This window comes from Streptomyces sp. CB02959 (genome assembly GCF_002803155.1).
Taxonomy (GTDB): domain Bacteria; phylum Actinomycetota; class Actinomycetes; order Streptomycetales; family Streptomycetaceae; genus Streptomyces.
In genome coordinates this window covers 16,771-33,233 of record NZ_NNBP01000001.1, presented here as the reverse complement: position 1 = coordinate 33,233, position 16,463 = coordinate 16,771, and the positions used below count along the sequence as shown (strand labels likewise).

The window sequence follows — 16,463 nt, the reverse complement described above, 5'->3', positions numbered from 1 at the left end:
GATCGATACACGGCATAGTAGAGGGCGCTACGGCGTGAGTGCCGGGGGCGGTCGATGTGGATCCAACAGGCGGGGAGAGAAAGCAACAATGGCATCACGTCGGGACGAGCTGAATGCGTATTCGTTTGCTCGAAAGCGTACGAATGCGGCATTTCTGAAGCCGCTGCCGAACGGCTCCATCGAAAGCGCGCCCAAGCCGCTGAAGGCAGTGTTGCCCAGCGTGGTGATGGGGGTCGTGGTGCTCGTGGGTTTCGGGGCCTGCGGCATTCTCAAGCCGGTCGCCCCGGCGGGATGGGACACCGTGGGGGCAAATGTCCTCGTCGGCGATGAATCCACCACCCGCTATGTGGTTCTGGAAAGCAAGGACGCGAACGGGACAAAGCAGAAGCTGCTGCATCCCGTTCTGAATCTGGCCTCGGCCAAGCTTCTTCTCGACCCGAAGAAGTTCCAGGTCCTCAAGGTCAAGGAATCCGAGCTCGACAGCGGAAAGATCTCGCGCGGCGCGGCGATCGGCATTCCCTACGCCCCGGACCGGCTGCCCAACCCCTCGGACGTGGCCAAGCCCAAGACCTGGGCGGTGTGCGACCGCCCCGGCAGCGGTGTCAACAGCAAGACGCAGCAGGCGGTGTTCGTCCTCGCGGGCAAGGACCGGGACAAGATCGACGACACCAAGCAGGGCAAGCTCGACCTCCACCAGGCGCTGTACGTCGAGGACCCGGACGGCGTGAAGTGGCTGGTGGACCAGAACGGCTTCGCGTTCCAGATGATCGCCGACGAGGTGCAGGCCGCCACGGAGGCGCAGGCCAACACCAAGCACACCGACACCGAGGCCGACCGGGCCCTGCGCCGCATCATCTTCGGCTCCCAGGCCGAACCGCAGAAGGTCTCCGCGGACTTCATGGGCACGCTGATCAAGAGCCCCTACGCGATCAGCATGCCGAAGGTGACCGGTGCCGGCGCCCCGGTCTCCAACTCGGCGATTCCCGCCGAGGCGCGGAAGGTCGGCGCCATCCTCCAGGTCGGCGACGGCGTGAAGTACGTGGTCCGGCAGGACGGCGTAGAACAGGTGACGAACTTCGTGGCCAACCTCCTGGAGCAGGGTGACAACGCGGAGAAGGTGAACGGCGTCCCCGGCAAGGCGCTTGCGCCGGTGAACGTCGCCACCGGCAGCGTGAGCCCCAAGCTGGACGCCACCAACCACCCGGTCACGTTCTACGGCAAGGTCGGGAACACGGACGTGGACAACCCGTGGCCCAAGGAGATGGTCACCGCGGCCAACGACTTCGCGCACGGCTCGCAGACCGGCGGCCTGTCCACCCCCACCCCGAACGGCGTCTCCTGCAGCGTCTACAAGGGGACCGACAGCAAGTACCCGGGCACCGACAAGCTCGGCTACCCCAACGGCCTCCCGGACATGACCACCTGGGTCGGCAAGGACTACCCGGCCAAGATCGCCCCCGGTTCCAGCACCTACGTCACCCCCGGCAGCGGCCTGTTCTACCAGGAGGTCGCCACCCCCAAGGCGAACTCCGGCAGCCTCTTCCTGGTCACCGACACCGGCCTGCGCTACTCGATCCCGCGGAACAACGACTCCGCCACCAAGGCCGGCAACGACAAGCAGGAGCAGGACCAGGCGCAGATCCACCTCGGCTACGGCGACGCGCGCCCGCCGCTCATCCTGGCGTCGTGGTCCAAGCTGCTCTCCGCGGGCCCGCAGCTGGACGTGGCGAGCGCGTCCAAGCCGCAGGCTTCCTGACGCCCGGGGAGGCCGATCGCAGCGGCGCACGCACCGCATGAGGCCGCGCCGGTACCCGTCTCACGGGTCCCGGCGCGGCCTCCGTGCCGTCCGCCTCCGAACGCCCGCGCCGGACGCCGGGCTTCCCCTTCCGCCGCTCCTCCCGCGGGCTCCCGGAACCCTTTCCCCTCCCCGGAATCTTCACTACCGGTTGACCGAATCCGCCCCATCTGCCCGTTTCTGCTGAACGCCGGTTTCCCGAGGCCCAGTTGACATTGTTGTGATCCCGTCACAACCGCCGTCCCCCTGTTGGGAACAGGCGTGTGGAGTAGGTAATGTGGCAGGAGGCGTCAGCAGGAGATGCCATCCGCGCACCGCCCTTGCCGGCACCGCGCGGCCGACGTACGAGTCTCATGGGGGACGTTGACCATGGCTGGTCAGTTCACACTCACTCACGAGGAGATGGTCGCGTTCAGCGGCAAAATCGACTCGGTCAACCAGGCGATCCAGGGCGAACTCCAGCGTCTGAACACGGTCGTCGACACCATCACCTCGGGGTGGAAGGGCCAGGCGGCCTCCTCGTACCACCAGCTGCAGTCGCAGGTGAACGAGGACGGCAACCGGATCAACCAGCTGCTGGCTGAGATCAAGGAAGCGGTCGACCAGACCACGGGGAACTACCAGTCCTCCGAAGAAGAGCAGGCCCAGTCGATCTCGCACGTCACCGCCCAGGCTTCCCCGTTCGGATGATGGGGCCGCGCCACTGACCCGGCGCGCTCGCCCACCCGCCGCGGTCCGGTCAGCCGGACAGGTCCGGTCCGCCACCACGGCACGTGATTCGACTAGCCAGCATCAACTCCTGAGGAGACCCCATGTCCGGCCAGATCCTGGTCAATTTCCACACGATCAGCCAGGCGAGTTCCGACGTGCGTCAGACCGCCAACAACATCCGGCAGCAGCTGGACGACCTTGAGGCGGGCGTCAAGAAGGTCGCCGCGAGCTGGGAAGGCGCCGCGCAGGAGGGCTACCAGGCCCGCCAGCGCGAGTGGGACCAGCGTGCCGCGCACCTGCAGCAGACGCTTGAGGCCATCGCCAAGGCGCTGGACACCGCCGCCCAGAACTACCAGAGCACTGAGAGCAAGAACGCCAGCATCTGGCAGTAGGGCTGACCTCGCATCGCGCGAGTAGGCACGGCAAGGACGGCACACGGCTGAGCAGCCCCCGACGGCTCGCACAGTGGTCAATGAGGGCGAGCGCGCTGCATCAGTGCGCTCGCCCTTCTGCCGTCCGGTCACGCCCTCCCGGTGACGCCTTCACCATCTCTCCCCCCATCGTCACCACTTCCTCACCCGCGACGTTCCAAACCCGCCGCCACCGCCGTCTCGCGCCCAGCCTTCCTGCAACCCCTCGTCCCGCCCCAACCCGCCCCCTCCCAAACGCAATGGAGAGCAGAAAACCCGTGGGATCTCGCGCCATTGGTCTACGAACCGGGCACCGCCGCCGCGCGACGGGTGCTCTGGTCACGGCGGCCTGCATCGTCGGTCTGTCGAGTGCCGCCGCCGCGCCGGCGGTAGCGGACGAGAACACCCCGCTGCAGAGCGGTGAGTGCAAGTTCGGCACCGACGACATCAAAGAGACCCCCTGGTCCCTCCAGCGCCTGCTCACCAACCAGATGTGGGCGAGCGGAAAGGGACAGGGCATCCGGGTCGCCGTCATCGACACCGGCATAGACGCGGGCAACAAGCAGCTCCAGGGCGCCATCGAGGGCCCCGGCAAGACCTACGTCGGCGGCAAGCCCACCCAGGACAAGGTCGGTCACGGCACCAAGGTCGCCGGCATCATCGCGGCCCGCAGCAGCTCGACGTCCGGCTTCTACGGCATCGCCCCCGAGGCCAAGGTCATCCCGTTCCAGCAGACCAGCGACGAGAAGGCCGGCACCGCCGAAACCCTCGCCCAGGCGATCAACGACGCGGTCGCGGCCAACGTGGACATCATCAACATCTCGCAGGGCACGGCGGCCAACAAGCAACTGCTGCCGACACTCGAGCAGGCGGTCAAGAACGCCAAGGCCCACGACGTCCTGATCGTCGCCGCCGCCGGCAACAGCGGCGCCAGCGGCGAGGAGAAGAACATCTACCCCGCCGCGTTCAGCGAGAACTACGACAACGTCCTGGCCGTCGCCGCCTCGGACCGCAACGACGAGCGCGCGCCCTTCTCCCAGCCCGGATCCTTCGTCAACATCGCCGCACCCGGCGTCGACATGGTCTCGACCGTCCCGCTCGGCGGCAACTGCGTCGACCAGGGCACCAGCTTCGCCGCCCCGTACGCCGCCGGAGCCGCGGCCCTCCTGGTGGCCAAGCACAAGGACGGCAAGGACAAGTGGACGCCCCGCGAGGTCATCTGGCACCTGGAGCAGACCGCCGACCGCGTCCGCCGGGGCCGTGACGACAACATCGGTTGGGGTGTGATCGACCCGGTCGCCGCGCTCAAGGACGACACCCGTCCGACCGCCGAACCCACTCCGGATAAATTCTCCGGAGTGGCCGACGGCTCCAACATCCAGCCGGCCGTCCTCACCCTCGGCGAATCGTCCGAGGAACGACAGGCCCGCATCGCCATCTACATCGTCGGCGGCGGACTCCTCGCCGTCGGCACGGTCGTGGGCTCGTCGGTCGCTGTGCGCGACTGGCGCCGTAAGACCGGAATGACATCACACGGGGAGGCCAAGCATGGCTAGCAACGAATACGGCGTTGATCTCGACGCCCTCGATCAGGTCGTCAAGGAGCTGAACCAGGTCCTCAAGGACATGGGCGACTCCAAGAGCACCGCGAAGAACAGCACTTACCTGCCGAAGGGGTCCCTCGGGGACGGCTTCAAGGAAACAGGGGAGCTGTACGGGGCTCACGAGAAGATGAAGGCCGACATCGAGAAGCTGATGGACTTGGTCGAGGGCCTTGTCGACACGTTCGGGAAGAAGTCGGCGAAGGTCCGGGGTGCGTACCAGGACGCTGAAGCGGACAACAGCGTTGGCATGGCCTGAGCTAGGCCGGCAGATCGTGGCGATGAACAGAGATGTTCGATGGACGGAGTGGGGGACAGTAGATGGCATCACATGACAGCGAGTTCAAGCCGGCGAAGGTAAACGCTCCGCAGGCACCATCTGGGCCGGCCAGCGGGTCTGGAGAGGCACAGGAACAGGGTCCCGAGCTCATGGCGAGCCGCCCGCAGTTCACCGATCAGGGGCTTGAAGGCCTCAAGAAGATGGTGGCCAACGCCAATCCCGAGGAAGTCGGCAATGTCGCGGGAGGCTGGAAGAAGGTCCGCAACTCGCTCGTCGGCGAGGACTGGAACAGTGGGATCAAGAAGCACTTCGACGATGCGGTGACCAAGGTCCTGCAGACGTGGCACGGCTCCTCCGCGGACCAGTTCGCCAAGCAGGCCCAGAAGATCAGCGAGAACTTCGCGAAGCTGGCCCCGTATCCCCACAACACCGGCCACGTCCTGGAACAGATCGCTGAGCGGCTGGCGCAGGCCAAGGGATTCGTCGCGGGCGTGAAGGAGCCGAGTACGCTCGAGCGCGCGGCCGACCGCCTGCATGACTTCTCGGCATCCGGCACGGGGAAGCTGGCAATGATCCCTGGCGGAGCCGGGATCGCTGCGGCTGCCGACATGCTCGGGATGACGGGGGACGGCCGCGATGATTCGGGGCTGAACAAGGACCTGGCGAACCCCAAGATGAGCATCTGGGACGCCATGAACAAGAATCGCGACAACCTGTCGATCGACAGGGAGCGATCGCTTCAGGCTGCTCATTACATGGAGCAGTTGGCCACTACGTATCGGGCCGGGACGTCAGCTCTACAGGCCGGCCGTGTAGTTCAAGACGGCGACCGCATCAAGGATCCGGGCAGCGGGAACGACGGCACTCCCTATATTCCTCCCATCGGGGCATTTGGCCCAACGCCGACTGGCCCCAAGGGAGGCATGCCGGCAGCGAACATTCCCGACATGAAGGGGGGCGGTTACAAGACACCGCCCGTCTTGGATGCGCCGAAGCTGCATGGTGTCGATGGCGGCATTGGCAGCTTGCCGAAGCCACCTGCTACCCCCATCAAGACCGGACTTGAAGGTCTCTCAGGAGGAACAGGTCTTGGGACGGGCGGTGCCGGAGGTATCGGCGGTGGGCTCGGCGGCGGTATTGGTACCGGTGGTCTGGGCTCTGGTTCTGGTGTAGGAGCCGGTTCGGGGGCAGGCATCGGCGGTAGCGGAATGCCAGGCGCGATCGGCGGCATTGGTGGCGCTATGGGAGGCGCACGTGGCGGCGCTACGGGAGGCGCACGTGCCGGTGCTGGTGCTGGTGCTGGTGCTGGTGCCCGAGGCGGCCGCCCGGGTATGCCAGGCATGGGTGGTGCTGCTGCTGGGGGCAAGGGGGCTGGCGCTAAAGGCGGCGGTGCAGCCGGGAAGGGTTCTGCCCTTGCTCGCCAGAAGGGTGGTGTCGTTGGCGGTAAGGGGGGCAAAACCGGAGCCGGTGCACAAGGCGGCTCGGGGTTGCATCGAAGCCGTGGAGGTACCCAGAAGGGTGCGACTGGCGGTCGCCGTCCTGCGGGTATGGCGGGTGCCCATGGCGCCAACGGGGCCAAGGGCAAGGAGAAGGGTAACGAAAACGGACAGCGTCCAGATTACCTGGTGGAGGATGAGGAGACTTGGACGCCGGAGCGTAATGTGGCGCCTAAGGTCATCGAGTAGGGCCCAACCGGTCTAGTTCTGGCGCATGGCGGAAAACTGAACCGGGGCTCGCAGTCCTCCGGCTGCGGGCCCCAGCCTGTCAGGGAGAGGTGTAACAGCATGAGCTTCACGCGGACGCTGCGTGCGGTAGGCGGCGCGGTGGTGGCGGGAGCGCTGCTCTTCGGTGCCGCCCCTGCCGCTTCTGCAGATCAGATCAGGGGCTCTCAATGGCCACTTAGTAATTTTGAAGCGGAGAACGTCTGGAAAGAGGCCACCGGCAAGGGGGTCACTGTTGCAGTGATCGACCAGCCCGTGAACGGCAGTCACCCCGACCTGCAAGGCAATGTACTTCCGGGGAAAAGCTTCGTCGATGGTGGGCGCGCTGACCATGCGGATGCGTCGACAACCAACGATCACGGAACCGCGATGGCGGCATTGATCGCTGCGCACGGGCATGGTCCTGGAAACTCCGATGGAGTTAAGGGGCTAGCGCCGGATGCGAAAATCCTTCCGGTTGCGATGCCGGAGGTTGGCGATGGCGTGGAGCATGCCGGGCTCGGGGGGGCAATTAGGTACGCAGTCGATCACGGCGCCAATGTCATCAACATTTCAATGGTTGTTGATTTCCTCACCGACTCTGATAAGCGTGCACTGGCTTACGCAGCTCAGAAGAATGTCCTGGTTGTAGTCGGTTCGGGAAACGATGGCAAAAGTGAGCTGGGTTCCCTCGCTGCAGCGCCGGGAGTTGTGGCGGTAGGAGCTGTGGACAAGGCTGGGCAAGTCTGGGAAAAGTCCAACTCAGGCAGTCAGTTGATGCTCACGGCGCCAGGTGTATCGATCACATCGGCGACGTCGTCGAATGAGGAGCCGTACGAGCGTGGATCCGGCACTTCCGACTCGACAGCCTACGTCTCCGCAGCAGCAGCCCTCCTTCGTTCGAAGTTCCCCGACCTCACCGCCGGCCAAATCGTCAACCGCCTAGTCAAGACCGCTGGACTCCCGCCGTCCAAGGCTGGTTTGACGCTTCCGGATCCGCACTACGGCTACGGTTTCATCCGGCCGTTGCGTGCGTTGACCCAGGACATTCCGGCCGGTTCCAAGAACGGGCCGTTGAAGATGCCTCAGGCGGATCCGTCGGCGACCGCCAGTGGTGCGAGCAGCGCGGGTGCGTCGGGTGACCAGGCGAGTGGGCAGAAGAGCAGTGGAATCAAGCCCATGCTCCTTGTGGGTGTCGGCGTCGGTGTTCTCGTGGTCATCGGGATCATCGTGCTCGTCGTGGTCCGGCAGAAGAAGAACGGTCGTAACGGGCCGCCTCCGGGTGGGTTCGGTGGGCCCGGTGGTCCTGGCGGTCCCGCTGGACCCGGGTTCCCGCAGCAGCCGGCCAATCCGTATCAGCAGCAGCCGAACGGTCCGGGGGCGTTTCCGCCGCCGCCCAATCAGTACCCGGGTCAGTGAAGGTCGATAGGTCGGGCTGATGCCGTGATGTAGGCGAGCCGAGCCTGGCAGGAGTTGGGGCCCGCAGCATTGAGCTGCGGGCCCCTTCTTTGTGAGGGCAGTTGTAGTCGCGTGAGGTTCGTAGGGGGTGCTGCGGGTTCCCCCGGTCGGAGTTCGTTCGTCGGGGAGCGCCCTTGCCCCCGTTTCCGCGGAGTGGCGCGGAAACGGGGGCAAGGGCGGGGGCGAGGCGGTAGGCCGGTTCAGGTCGGAAGGGTGTTCCCCGGGGACGGCGACGCCTGTCAGCCGAAGACCGAGCGGACCTGTTCGCGGACGGTGTCCTTGGCGCCGTCGGTGACGCCCTGGTGGCGGGTGGCGGCGCCGCCGGTGCGTTGGTCGACGTGCTTCTGGGCCTGGTCCAGGCCGCGGTTGGTGAGGTCGTCGCGGGCGTGGTCGATGTACGTCTTGGGGTTGGTGAGGTCGCTGGCGCCCTCTTTGAGCCCGTCGACGTACTCGCCAGCCTTCTCCTTGGCGATGTCCGCGGTTTCGTCGAGTTTGATGCCGTCGCGTTCGCCGAAGTGGGTTTCGATGCTCTGTTCGGCGACGTTCTGGGCCATCTCCGTGGCGGCCTCGGTGGCCTTCTCCTTGGCCGCGTCGACGACCTTCTCCTTGACGGTGTCCTTGACCGTTTCCTTGATCTGCTGCTTGGCGTAGTCGGTCACCACCTTGCGGGCTTCCTTGGAGACCGCCTTCTTCGCCAGCTTCTTGATGGCGTCCATGGTGGCGTGCTCCATGGCCTTGGTGGCGGCCTGCATGACCTCCTGCCTGATCTTGGCGAGGATCTGGCGGACGATCACACGGGTCGCCTGGGTGGCTCCGGCCGCGCCGATCTCGGACAGGCCCAGGGTGAAGGGCGCGGCGGCCTGTGCCGCGATGATTTCGGCGGCCAGCATGACGAGTTGGACGATGACCGCGACCTTGCCGGCCAGTACGGCGATGGCGGCCGCGTCGAAGGCCACGGCGATGACCTCGGCCGCCGCGGCGGCGTCGCGGAGGTAGTTGTCGCCGCTGTCGCCGGAGCCGTTGAATCCGCCCCACTCGTGGGAGAAGCCCTCGACCGCCTCGCCGGAATTGGCGGAGAGGACCTGATTGGCCGCCGTCGAGCCCTGGGAATTCGTTTCGTTGACCGACTCGGCGAAGTTTCGCCAGGCCGAGGCGCATTCGTGGAGCTTGTCCTCGTCGGCATCGGGCCAGTCGTAGCCCAGGAGGTTCAGAATCCAGACGAGCTCGCCAGGCAGCTGCAAAGACACAGTGTTCGTCCCCCGTGCGGGTGTGGCTGAAATCGAAATGGTGGGAAGGCGAAGAAGTGGTGGGGTGGAAAGGAATGGAAGGGCGGCGGTGGAGGGGCTGGTGCAGGAATGGCGGACCGGGGTCGAGGGGTGGGCCCGGAATGGTGGTGCCCGGCCTCGACCGAGGGGTTGCCGGACCTGCGTCAGACCATCGGGCGGTTGACCGCGCTGATGACGTGGACGCCCTGCTCGTCGGAGTCGGCGTACGTACGGGCCATGCCCTGGAGCTTGTCGCCGATGCCCTCAAGGCGTTCGCCGAGGGAATCCATCGACTTGAACATGCCGTCCCTGATCGGGGTGTAGATCGTCTCGAAGGCGTCCCCGAAGTCGCAGTTCTCCCAGGGGCTGCCGAGCCCTTCAAGATCGTCCTGGAGTTTCTTCGACGCCTTGGAGAAATCGCCGCCGATGTGGACGAAAGCGTCGCCCTGCGACTTCAGTACATCAGGGTCGACGTCAAATGCCTTGCCAGCCACCATTGCCCCCGTATTGCCAGTGTGTTCCGCGCCTTGCTCGTCACGCCTAACGCTCCCACATTAGGTGATCTGAGTGCGGGCGTGTCAAGGCGAGTGGGGCGGGTGGATGTGGTACGGGGCGGTCAACGGCGTTGCGGTTTCCGGTAATTGGGGCGCCGTCTGTGATTGGTGAAATCTGGGGAATTGGGTGGGGTGTGGGGAGTTGGGGAAATTTGGGGGAGGCGGGGGGCGGAAGTGTGCGGGCCCCGGGGAAACGGTCCGGGGTGACGGCGGGATCGGCAACGGCGAATCGCGTCGCATTCCTGGTGGGGGGAGGGAGGAGGGGGGATGTGTGGGCGTGGGGGACGGGCGAGGGTGGTTGCTCGGACTCCCGTAGCATTTCCGCTCATGGACGCAGCGGGGAACGAGCAGGCCGAGGAGCCCTTTTCCGAAGGTGTGGGAGAGGAAGAGGGTGAGGGGAAGGGCGGCGGTGATGCTGCCGCTGAGGGGGACCGCGTCGGGTTGACGCCTCGTCAGGCGCGGCGGGTGCGGGTCGTGCTGGCCTCGGTGATGATGGCCGCGATGGCGGTGCTGCTCGTGGTCCGGCTGGCCGCCCGCACGTCGGTGCTGGTCGTCGGGGTGTACGGAGCCGCGCTCGTACTCTGCGGGATCGTCATCGAACTCGCCCGCAACGGGCGTACCCGGCTGGGTACTTGGCTGCTGGCGTTGGGGCTGGTGGCGGCGTTCGCCGCGGACTGGCTGCTGCCGTGAGGGGATGCCGCGGCGGAGATCCGTCGGGCTGAGAGAGCCCGGACGGAGGTCGCTCGGCGGGGTGCGGCCGGCTCGGGTGAGCCGGCCGCCGCGCCGTAGGGGAGACGTGGCGGCGGGCCGCCTCCTTGTCGCCTTCCTCTTCTTCCGCCTGGTGGCGGTCGGTTCCGTCTGGTGGCGGCCGGTCAGAACAGGCCGTGCCACATCTGCTCGGTCACCAGGGACCACCAGTTGTCGGCGTCGTCCAGAGACCACGGGTCGAGGGCCACGAGCTGTTCCTGGAAGCCGGCGACCGCGGCGCCCGAGGCGTAGGGGTCGAGACCGGCCAACTGCCGGCGCGTGGTGACCAGGAGGGCCAGGGAGCGCAGGTAGGCGCCGAGGGAGCGGTTGACGAAACGGGCGCCGCCGGTGCCGGGCTGGACGGCCCACAGGGTGCCGAGCTGGCTCGGGTCGTCCTCCGGGGCGGCGCACTGGACGGCGAGGGTGTACAGGCCGTCGGTGCCGACGCGGACGTATCCGGCGAGGATGTCGAGGACCTCCGGCCGGGCGTTCGTCCCCGATTCCCTGAGGTGGGTGGCGGCGTCGGTGAACAGGCCGCCGGCCGGCGGGGCGGCGGGGTCGTCGGCGGTGAAGAAGTACGGGACGAGGGCGGGGAGACCGGCCTCGGTCAGGGTGGCCCGGGTGTCCTCGGGGAGCTGGGTGGCGGCGAGCGCTCCGGCGTCGGGGCGGCGTACGCCGTCGGCGCCGAAGACCTCGGTGAGGTGGGCGCCGAGGTCCGCGTCGGGCAGCGGCGGCGCGGGGGCGACGGCCTGCGGAACGGGCGTGCGGTGCGGCTGGGGCGGCGCCTGGCGACCCGCGAGCCGGTGCATGGTCTCGATGTGCCGGAGCAGTCCGGCGATGGCCGCGGCGCGCTCCTCGGGGCGCACGCCGTACTCGGCGGTGCAGGAGAACGCGGCGTTCGGGAAGGCCCGCAGGACGAAGTCGCCGGTGTAGCCGCCGGGCAGCATCGCGGGCCCCAGGTCGGTGTGGACCGCGCGGACCGCGGCGCCGTCCACGCCCAGCCGTCGCAACTCGTCGAACAGCTGGTACTCGGCGGGCGGCAGGCCGGGGCGGGAGACCTGGGCGAGGTTGGTCTCCTCGCCGGTGGACGGGTCGAGGTAGGTCGCCACGGCGGTGTTGCCGGGGCCGGTGACCGGCGGCTGGGCGGTGGTGCCTGCCTGCGCCTGGGTGTTCACGAGTGGTCTCCTTCGGGGCCGTGGGGGCGGCCCTGGGCGGCGGCCGTGGTGGCGGCCTCGGTGGGCGCGGTGGCCTGGGCGGGGAGGGCGGGCGCGGCCTCGGCGGCCCCGGCGGCCTCGGCGGCCGGGGCCGGCGCGGGCGCCGGGGTGAGGATCCGACGTGCCGTCACGCCGCGTTCGGTGGCGACGACGAGGACGCCCTCCGGCGCGAGGTCGGCGTCGCGGAACGGGGAGTCGGAGATCAGTGCGGTCACCACCTCGCCGCTCTCCCGGGCCCACACCCGCAGGTAGTCGGCGCCGCGGCTGAACCCGTACGCGGCCGCGGCCCGCTCCTCCTCCGACGGGCGCAGCACCCGCGCGGGGTCGGCGTCGACGTACCCCGGGCGGAGCAGGTCGTGGAGGAGGAGGGCGGTGGAGGGCGGGGGCTCGGGAGCCGCCGGCGTCTCCGTGGGCGCCGAACCCGTGGGCGGCTCAGCGGGGTTGGGTGGCTCGGGGGAGGCCGGGGCCTCCGGGCGGTCCGCGGTCGGCAGGGGCTGGGCGCCGGGGGTTCCCGCGGGGACGACCAGCGCGGCGACGGGGCGGCGGGCGGTGCCGGGCGCCGCCGGGTCCGCCTCGGTGCCCGTCTCCGCTTCCGGAGCCGGGAGGACCCCGGTCGTCACCGAGACCACGCCCGGCAGCGGCAGGCTCCACAGGGTGCGCCACGGCAGCTCCAGGCCCAGCCCGTGCAGGGCCTCCGCGTACGGCTGGAGGCCGTCCTCGACGAACGCGGTCTCCAGGAGCGCGGCCCGCATGTCGGCTGGGGCCCCGGAGCGGGTGAGCAGCGGCGCGACGCGCAGGTACGTACGGGCCGGGGCGCCCAGCTGGTCGAGCGGGACGGCCTCGACGGCGGTGCGCAGCTTGATCGGGTCGGCGTGCGTGAACAGGCCCGGGTCGATGAGGAGTTGGGGGAGCAGACCGGCGTCGAGGGTGTGCCCGGCGAGGTGGTCGCGGACGTAGCGGTCGGCCCGGGACCAGTCCTGCTGGGGCACCGCCTCCAGCAGCGCCATGGCGATCCTGGTCTGGGCGCCGCGGGGGTCCGGCGTGCCGGAGCGGATCTCGGCGGCGAGGGCCGGGTGCGTCAGGCGGACCAGGGTGCGGACCGCCGATCCGGCGGCGTCCGCGTCGCCGGGGGCGTTCTCGGCACCGGCGGGGTCCGCGCTCCCGGGAGTCTCGTCGTCGTCGGCGTCCTCGTCCGCGGGGACTTCCACCGGCTCCACGAAGGGGGCGGCCAGCAGCATCCCGTCGGCGATGACCTGGCCCATGTCGCGCCCCGCGACGGCGTCCGCCAGCGGGCGCCACAGCTGGACCGGGAGCCCGTCGCCCTCGGCGAACGCCAGCGGCGCCAGCATCTGCCGGAGCGTCTGCGGATCGGCGCCCAGGCGGCGGGCGTGCAGATCGAGGGCCTCGCCCACGGAGGCGGGCAGCTGCGCCTCGTCGGCGGGATCGAACCCCTCGGAGTGCGTGAACAGCGACCGCACCGCCAGATGGACCGCCAGCCGGCTGCCGTTCGCGCGCCGGGCCAGCGCCTCGGCGAGCGCCCGCCGGGCGGCCGGGTCGGTGGTGAACGGGAGGTCGGGGGCGCCGGCCTCCGGGGCGAGCGCGGTCTCGGCCTGGAGGGCCAGGCCCTCGGGGTCGGCCCACTCGGGCTCGTCGAGGTCGACCACCTGCACCTGGCCGCGCGGCAGCGAACCGGCCAGCTCACCGGCGAGTTCACGGGGCACGTCGACCAGCAGGTGGACCGCCGGCGTCGCGGCGAGCGGCACCAGGACCTCGCGTACCAGGCGCGCCGGCTCGTCGACGGCGCGCACCGGACCGGCCAGGTCCACGTCCGGTACGACGACCGTCAGCGGCTCCTCGCGGGCGGCGAGTTCGGAGAAGACGTCCGCCGTCCGCCCGGCGGCCAGGTCGAGGTGATCGGCGAGGAGCCACGTCACCTGCGCGGAGGTCAGGCCCCGAGGGTTCGGCACGGCCGGGGCCGGCAGGTCCGGGGGGATCGTCGCCGGGTCCATGCCGTCCAGCGGGAGCTGCTTGCGGTAATCCGGGTCGCACAGCATCAGGAAGCCCGCCATCAGGCGGGAACGCCCGCTGCCGGGGCTGCCGGTGAGGATGACGACGCGTGGTGCGCCCGGCCAGCGCATGCGCCAGGCGGCGAGTGCGCGCAGAGCCGCGGTGCGGCCGCCGATGTACGGATGCGGCGCGTATCCGGCCGCCGCGCCGGCTGCTTCGCCTGAGGCGCTCATGACTTCCTCGTCCCCCATCGATCCTGCCCTCCACTTCCGTGGATCCGTGCCTGTACGGAAGAGATCCTATGATCCGGGCCGGATACGTGGGACGGCCGAGGGGGTGCTGTTCCGAAACCGGCACACAGGAGTGCCGCGCCTACGGGAGAAAAGGGAGCGGGAGGAGCGGAGTGAGGGGCGTACGGGGAGGCATGGTTCTCCCGGGACGACGGGGGCTCAAGGAGCGGAAAATCCGTTCCCTCTGATCCACCCGCGCTATCCGCCCTACCCTCCTCATCCTCTTCTTCCGGTTTTTGTAATTTCCGTGCGATGTCGGGTTCTTGTCCAGGGGGATCTTGTCCGGACTGTGCTTTTCCGGGTGTTCTCGCGCGGAGTGTTCTTCTCCGGTGCGCTGCCGTCCGGCGGATATTTCCCCGGATCTCCGTCGGCCGATGCCGAACGGAGATCAAAAACCGGATGATCCCGGACAGAGAACCCGGAAAAGCTTGTGGAGAGGGGCGCACGGCACCCCGGCGCGGAGCGGAGAGCGCGACGGTCCGCGCGGAGAACGCAGCGGTCCGCCCTCGCCGTGCCGCTCGCACCGGCCGTGAGGGCGGACCGTCCGCCGGCGTCCGACCCGGCCCGCGGGGGCGTGGCCGCCGCGGGCCCTGTCGGGAGGGTCAGGCGCGGCCGCGGCCGCTGCTGCCGCGGCGCGGGCCGGTGACGAGGTTGAGGCTCGGGCCGTCGCGCTCGGCGCGCTCCTGGTCCTCCTCCTCTTCCTGCTTCTTCTGCCACTCGGCGAACTTCGCGCGGGACTCCTCGCGCTCGGCCATCGTCTGATCCTCGGCCGCCCGCCGCATCTGGTTCAGCCGGTCGCCCAGCGCGTCCATGTAACCGGGCGTCTCGATGGCCTCCTTCATGCCCATCCGGCCGGAGAGCACCTCCTTGGCCATCTCCTGGAGCTTGCCGCCCACATTCGGGTTGTCGGCGAGCACCTTCAGCGCCTTCCGAAGGCGGTGTGCCTGCTCCTGGTCGTGGGCGACGTCCATCAGGTCCTCGTCCTGGATCTGCCGCTCATTGCTCATGTCTGCCCCCTCGTACGTGGTGGCACAGCAACCGCGCGTGCTGCACCGGCGTCCTGAGTGTAATGACGGGTATGAACGGGTCGTCAAGGCGGGGTTGTCGGTATTGCCGCATATTGCTCCGCATCCCTTCCCCGCTTCGTGCAGAAGCCACTCCGCGGGGGGCTTCGGGCCTATTGCGGGTGTGCTAGACCTGGAGCGATGTTCAGCAGGTTGCTGTCATTCAATTCGGGGAGAAATGATGTCCGATGAAGTCCGGCTCAGTACCGAGGCGTTGCACAAGCTCGGTACGACCTTCGAGATGCGTGCGGAAGAACTGAGCCGGCAGCTGAGCGCATTCAGGCGGCGGGCGGACGCCGATGCGCTCCGGGACGGTTTCGGCAGCGACGAGGCGGCCCGGCCCTACCGCGAGCTGTTCGACGAGGCCGAGCGCGCCCTGGCACAGCTCCAGCGGCGGCTCGCCGAGGTCGGCGGCGGCATCAAGGAGACCGTCGCGAACACCCAGGCGGCAGAGGACGAGCTGGTCGAGATCATGCGGAGCGTCAAGTGACCGAGCCACGACGCAATCCCCACGCGCTGCACGAGGCGGCGGCCGGCTGGCGGGACATGGGCAAGCACCTGGACGGGCTCGTCCGCGACCTGGACCGGCATGTCGGCACCGCCGCCTCGGCCGACTGGCACGGCCCGGCGGGCGAGGCGTTCGCCGCCGAGTGGCACCAGCTGAAGCGGTCCGTGGACGACTCCCTGCCGGCCTTCGAACTGGCCGCGGCCGACCTGGAGAGCGCCGCCGCCACGCACCAGACCGGCAGCACAGACGGGGACCACACCGCGGCCTCCGCGGGCGGCGGGCAGAACGCCACGCAGTCGTCCGGCAACGAGATGGCCTACGGCTTCATGGCGCTGGGCCAGCTCGCCAACGGCCTCGGCGGCGCCCTGGGCAAGCGCGGCCGGGGCGGCGGGGGCGGCCAGAGCCAGGTCCCGCAGCTGCGGCACCAGTGGGACTCCTCCACGGCCGCCCACGGGCCCGACCCGTTCGGGACGCCCCGGGACGGCGAGGCCGCGACGCGCGGCGGCGAGGGCATCGCCAAGGGCGTGCGGACGAACCCGGCCGAGGAGCAGCGCGCGGCGGAGGAGCGGGAGGCGAAGGCGGCCGCCCGGCAGCAGGCGGCCGAGCAGAAGGCGGCGGCCGGGAAGGGGCCGGAGCAGGGCTCCGAGAAGGCCGCGGCGAAAGCCGGGGAGAAGCCGGGGGCGAAGGCGGCCGGGACTGCCGACCGGAAGGCGGGGAAGGCCGCCGGCGGTGCCGCCGACGCCGCCCCGGCCGACGGCGCGTCCGCCCCGCCCGGCCCGGACGTCACCCAGCACGGCGCCTTCGGCTGACCCGAGGGGCACGGCGGGAACCGCGGGCCGGCCGGCCCGTACGAACGGAA

At 69.3% G+C, this 16,463-nt stretch carries 15 protein-coding genes; 10 read left to right on the top strand and 5 right to left on the bottom strand.

What is annotated here, in order from left to right:
• Positions 1–88 precede the first annotated feature (88 nt).
• The 7 genes from CG747_RS00135 to CG747_RS00105 all read left to right on the top strand — a co-directional run bounded on the left by CG747_RS00135 (position 89) and on the right by CG747_RS00105 (position 7,916).
• Positions 89–1,756, top strand: coding sequence for a type VII secretion protein EccB (locus CG747_RS00135; RefSeq protein WP_100599511.1), 1,668 nt, complete (start codon positions 89–91; stop codon positions 1,754–1,756).
• 408 nt (positions 1,757–2,164) lie between these two features.
• Positions 2,165–2,485, top strand: coding sequence for a WXG100 family type VII secretion target (locus tag CG747_RS00130; RefSeq protein ID WP_100599510.1), 321 nt, complete (start codon positions 2,165–2,167; stop codon positions 2,483–2,485).
• Positions 2,486–2,607: 122 nt separating this feature from the next.
• On the top strand, positions 2,608–2,898 hold the full coding sequence (locus CG747_RS00125; protein ID WP_016572249.1) for a WXG100 family type VII secretion target: 291 nt from the start codon (positions 2,608–2,610) through the stop codon (positions 2,896–2,898).
• 296 nt (positions 2,899–3,194) lie between these two features.
• Positions 3,195–4,472, top strand: a complete 1,278-nt coding sequence (gene mycP / locus CG747_RS00120) for a type VII secretion-associated serine protease mycosin (protein ID WP_100599509.1) — start codon at positions 3,195–3,197, stop codon at positions 4,470–4,472.
• Positions 4,465–4,776, top strand: a complete 312-nt coding sequence (locus CG747_RS00115; RefSeq protein ID WP_100599508.1) for a hypothetical protein — start codon at positions 4,465–4,467, stop codon at positions 4,774–4,776. The genes mycP and CG747_RS00115 overlap by 8 nt, the downstream gene beginning before the upstream one ends.
• A 62-nt stretch (positions 4,777–4,838) precedes the next feature.
• A complete protein-coding gene (locus CG747_RS47045; protein WP_146022030.1) occupies positions 4,839–6,482 on the top strand; it encodes a WXG100 family type VII secretion target in 1,644 nt (547 codons plus the stop codon).
• Between the two features lie 99 nt (positions 6,483–6,581).
• Positions 6,582–7,916, top strand: coding sequence for a S8 family serine peptidase (locus tag CG747_RS00105; RefSeq protein WP_100599506.1), 1,335 nt, complete (start codon positions 6,582–6,584; stop codon positions 7,914–7,916).
• A 278-nt stretch (positions 7,917–8,194) separates the two neighbouring features.
• On the opposite strand, the gene CG747_RS00100 is transcribed toward CG747_RS00105, so the two are convergent.
• Both CG747_RS00100 and CG747_RS00095 read right to left on the bottom strand, forming a co-directional pair.
• Positions 8,195–9,202, bottom strand: coding sequence for a PE-PGRS family protein (locus CG747_RS00100; RefSeq protein WP_100599505.1), 1,008 nt, complete (start codon positions 9,200–9,202; stop codon positions 8,195–8,197).
• A 182-nt stretch (positions 9,203–9,384) separates the two neighbouring features.
• A complete protein-coding gene (locus CG747_RS00095) occupies positions 9,385–9,717 on the bottom strand; it encodes a WXG100 family type VII secretion target (RefSeq protein ID WP_100599504.1) in 333 nt (110 codons plus the stop codon).
• A gap of 384 nt (positions 9,718–10,101) precedes the next feature.
• On the opposite strand from CG747_RS00095, the gene CG747_RS00090 reads away from it, so the two are divergent.
• Positions 10,102–10,464: a hypothetical protein gene (locus CG747_RS00090; RefSeq protein ID WP_100599503.1), complete on the top strand. Its 363-nt coding sequence runs from the start codon at positions 10,102–10,104 to the stop codon at positions 10,462–10,464.
• Positions 10,465–10,646: 182 nt separating this feature from the next.
• On the opposite strand, the gene CG747_RS00085 is transcribed toward CG747_RS00090, so the two are convergent.
• The 3 genes from CG747_RS00085 to CG747_RS00075 form a co-directional block, all read right to left on the bottom strand.
• On the bottom strand, positions 10,647–11,696 hold the full coding sequence (locus CG747_RS00085; RefSeq protein WP_100599502.1) for an SUKH-4 family immunity protein: 1,050 nt from the start codon (positions 11,694–11,696) through the stop codon (positions 10,647–10,649).
• Positions 11,693–13,975 (bottom strand): ATP-binding protein, encoded by a 2,283-nt coding sequence (locus CG747_RS00080; protein WP_257980153.1) that lies wholly within the window; start codon positions 13,973–13,975, stop codon positions 11,693–11,695. Before CG747_RS00080 ends, CG747_RS00085 begins: the two co-directional genes overlap by 4 nt.
• Positions 13,976–14,634: 659 nt before the next feature.
• Positions 14,635–15,039, bottom strand: coding sequence for a hypothetical protein (locus CG747_RS00075; protein WP_100599500.1), 405 nt, complete (start codon positions 15,037–15,039; stop codon positions 14,635–14,637).
• Positions 15,040–15,277: 238 nt separating this feature from the next.
• On the opposite strand from CG747_RS00075, the gene CG747_RS00070 reads away from it, so the two are divergent.
• The gene (locus tag CG747_RS00070) at positions 15,278–15,586 is read left to right on the top strand and encodes a hypothetical protein (protein WP_100599499.1); all 309 of its coding nucleotides are present in this window, start codon (positions 15,278–15,280) and stop codon (positions 15,584–15,586) included.
• Positions 15,583–16,413 carry a WXG100 family type VII secretion target gene (locus CG747_RS00065; RefSeq protein WP_100599498.1) on the top strand — a complete coding sequence of 277 codons (831 nt, stop codon included), beginning with the start codon at positions 15,583–15,585 and terminating at the stop codon, positions 16,411–16,413. The genes CG747_RS00070 and CG747_RS00065 overlap by 4 nt, the downstream gene beginning before the upstream one ends.
• Positions 16,414–16,463 lie beyond the last annotated feature (50 nt).

Coding starts and splice junctions, on each gene's coding strand:
- CG747_RS00080 (WP_257980153.1), bottom strand. CDS start 13,975: ATGAGCGCCTCAGGCGAAGCAGCCGGCGCGGCGGCCGGATACGCGCCG.
- CG747_RS00090 (WP_100599503.1), top strand. CDS start 10,102: ATGGACGCAGCGGGGAACGAGCAGGCCGAGGAGCCCTTTTCCGAAGGT.
- CG747_RS47045 (WP_146022030.1), top strand. CDS start 4,839: ATGGCATCACATGACAGCGAGTTCAAGCCGGCGAAGGTAAACGCTCCG.
- CG747_RS00115 (WP_100599508.1), top strand. CDS start 4,465: ATGGCTAGCAACGAATACGGCGTTGATCTCGACGCCCTCGATCAGGTC.
- CG747_RS00070 (WP_100599499.1), top strand. CDS start 15,278: ATGTCCGATGAAGTCCGGCTCAGTACCGAGGCGTTGCACAAGCTCGGT.
- CG747_RS00075 (WP_100599500.1), bottom strand. CDS start 15,039: ATGAGCAATGAGCGGCAGATCCAGGACGAGGACCTGATGGACGTCGCC.
- CG747_RS00105 (WP_100599506.1), top strand. CDS start 6,582: ATGAGCTTCACGCGGACGCTGCGTGCGGTAGGCGGCGCGGTGGTGGCG.
- CG747_RS00130 (WP_100599510.1), top strand. CDS start 2,165: ATGGCTGGTCAGTTCACACTCACTCACGAGGAGATGGTCGCGTTCAGC.
- CG747_RS00125 (WP_016572249.1), top strand. CDS start 2,608: ATGTCCGGCCAGATCCTGGTCAATTTCCACACGATCAGCCAGGCGAGT.
- CG747_RS00135 (WP_100599511.1), top strand. CDS start 89: ATGGCATCACGTCGGGACGAGCTGAATGCGTATTCGTTTGCTCGAAAG.
- CG747_RS00095 (WP_100599504.1), bottom strand. CDS start 9,717: ATGGTGGCTGGCAAGGCATTTGACGTCGACCCTGATGTACTGAAGTCG.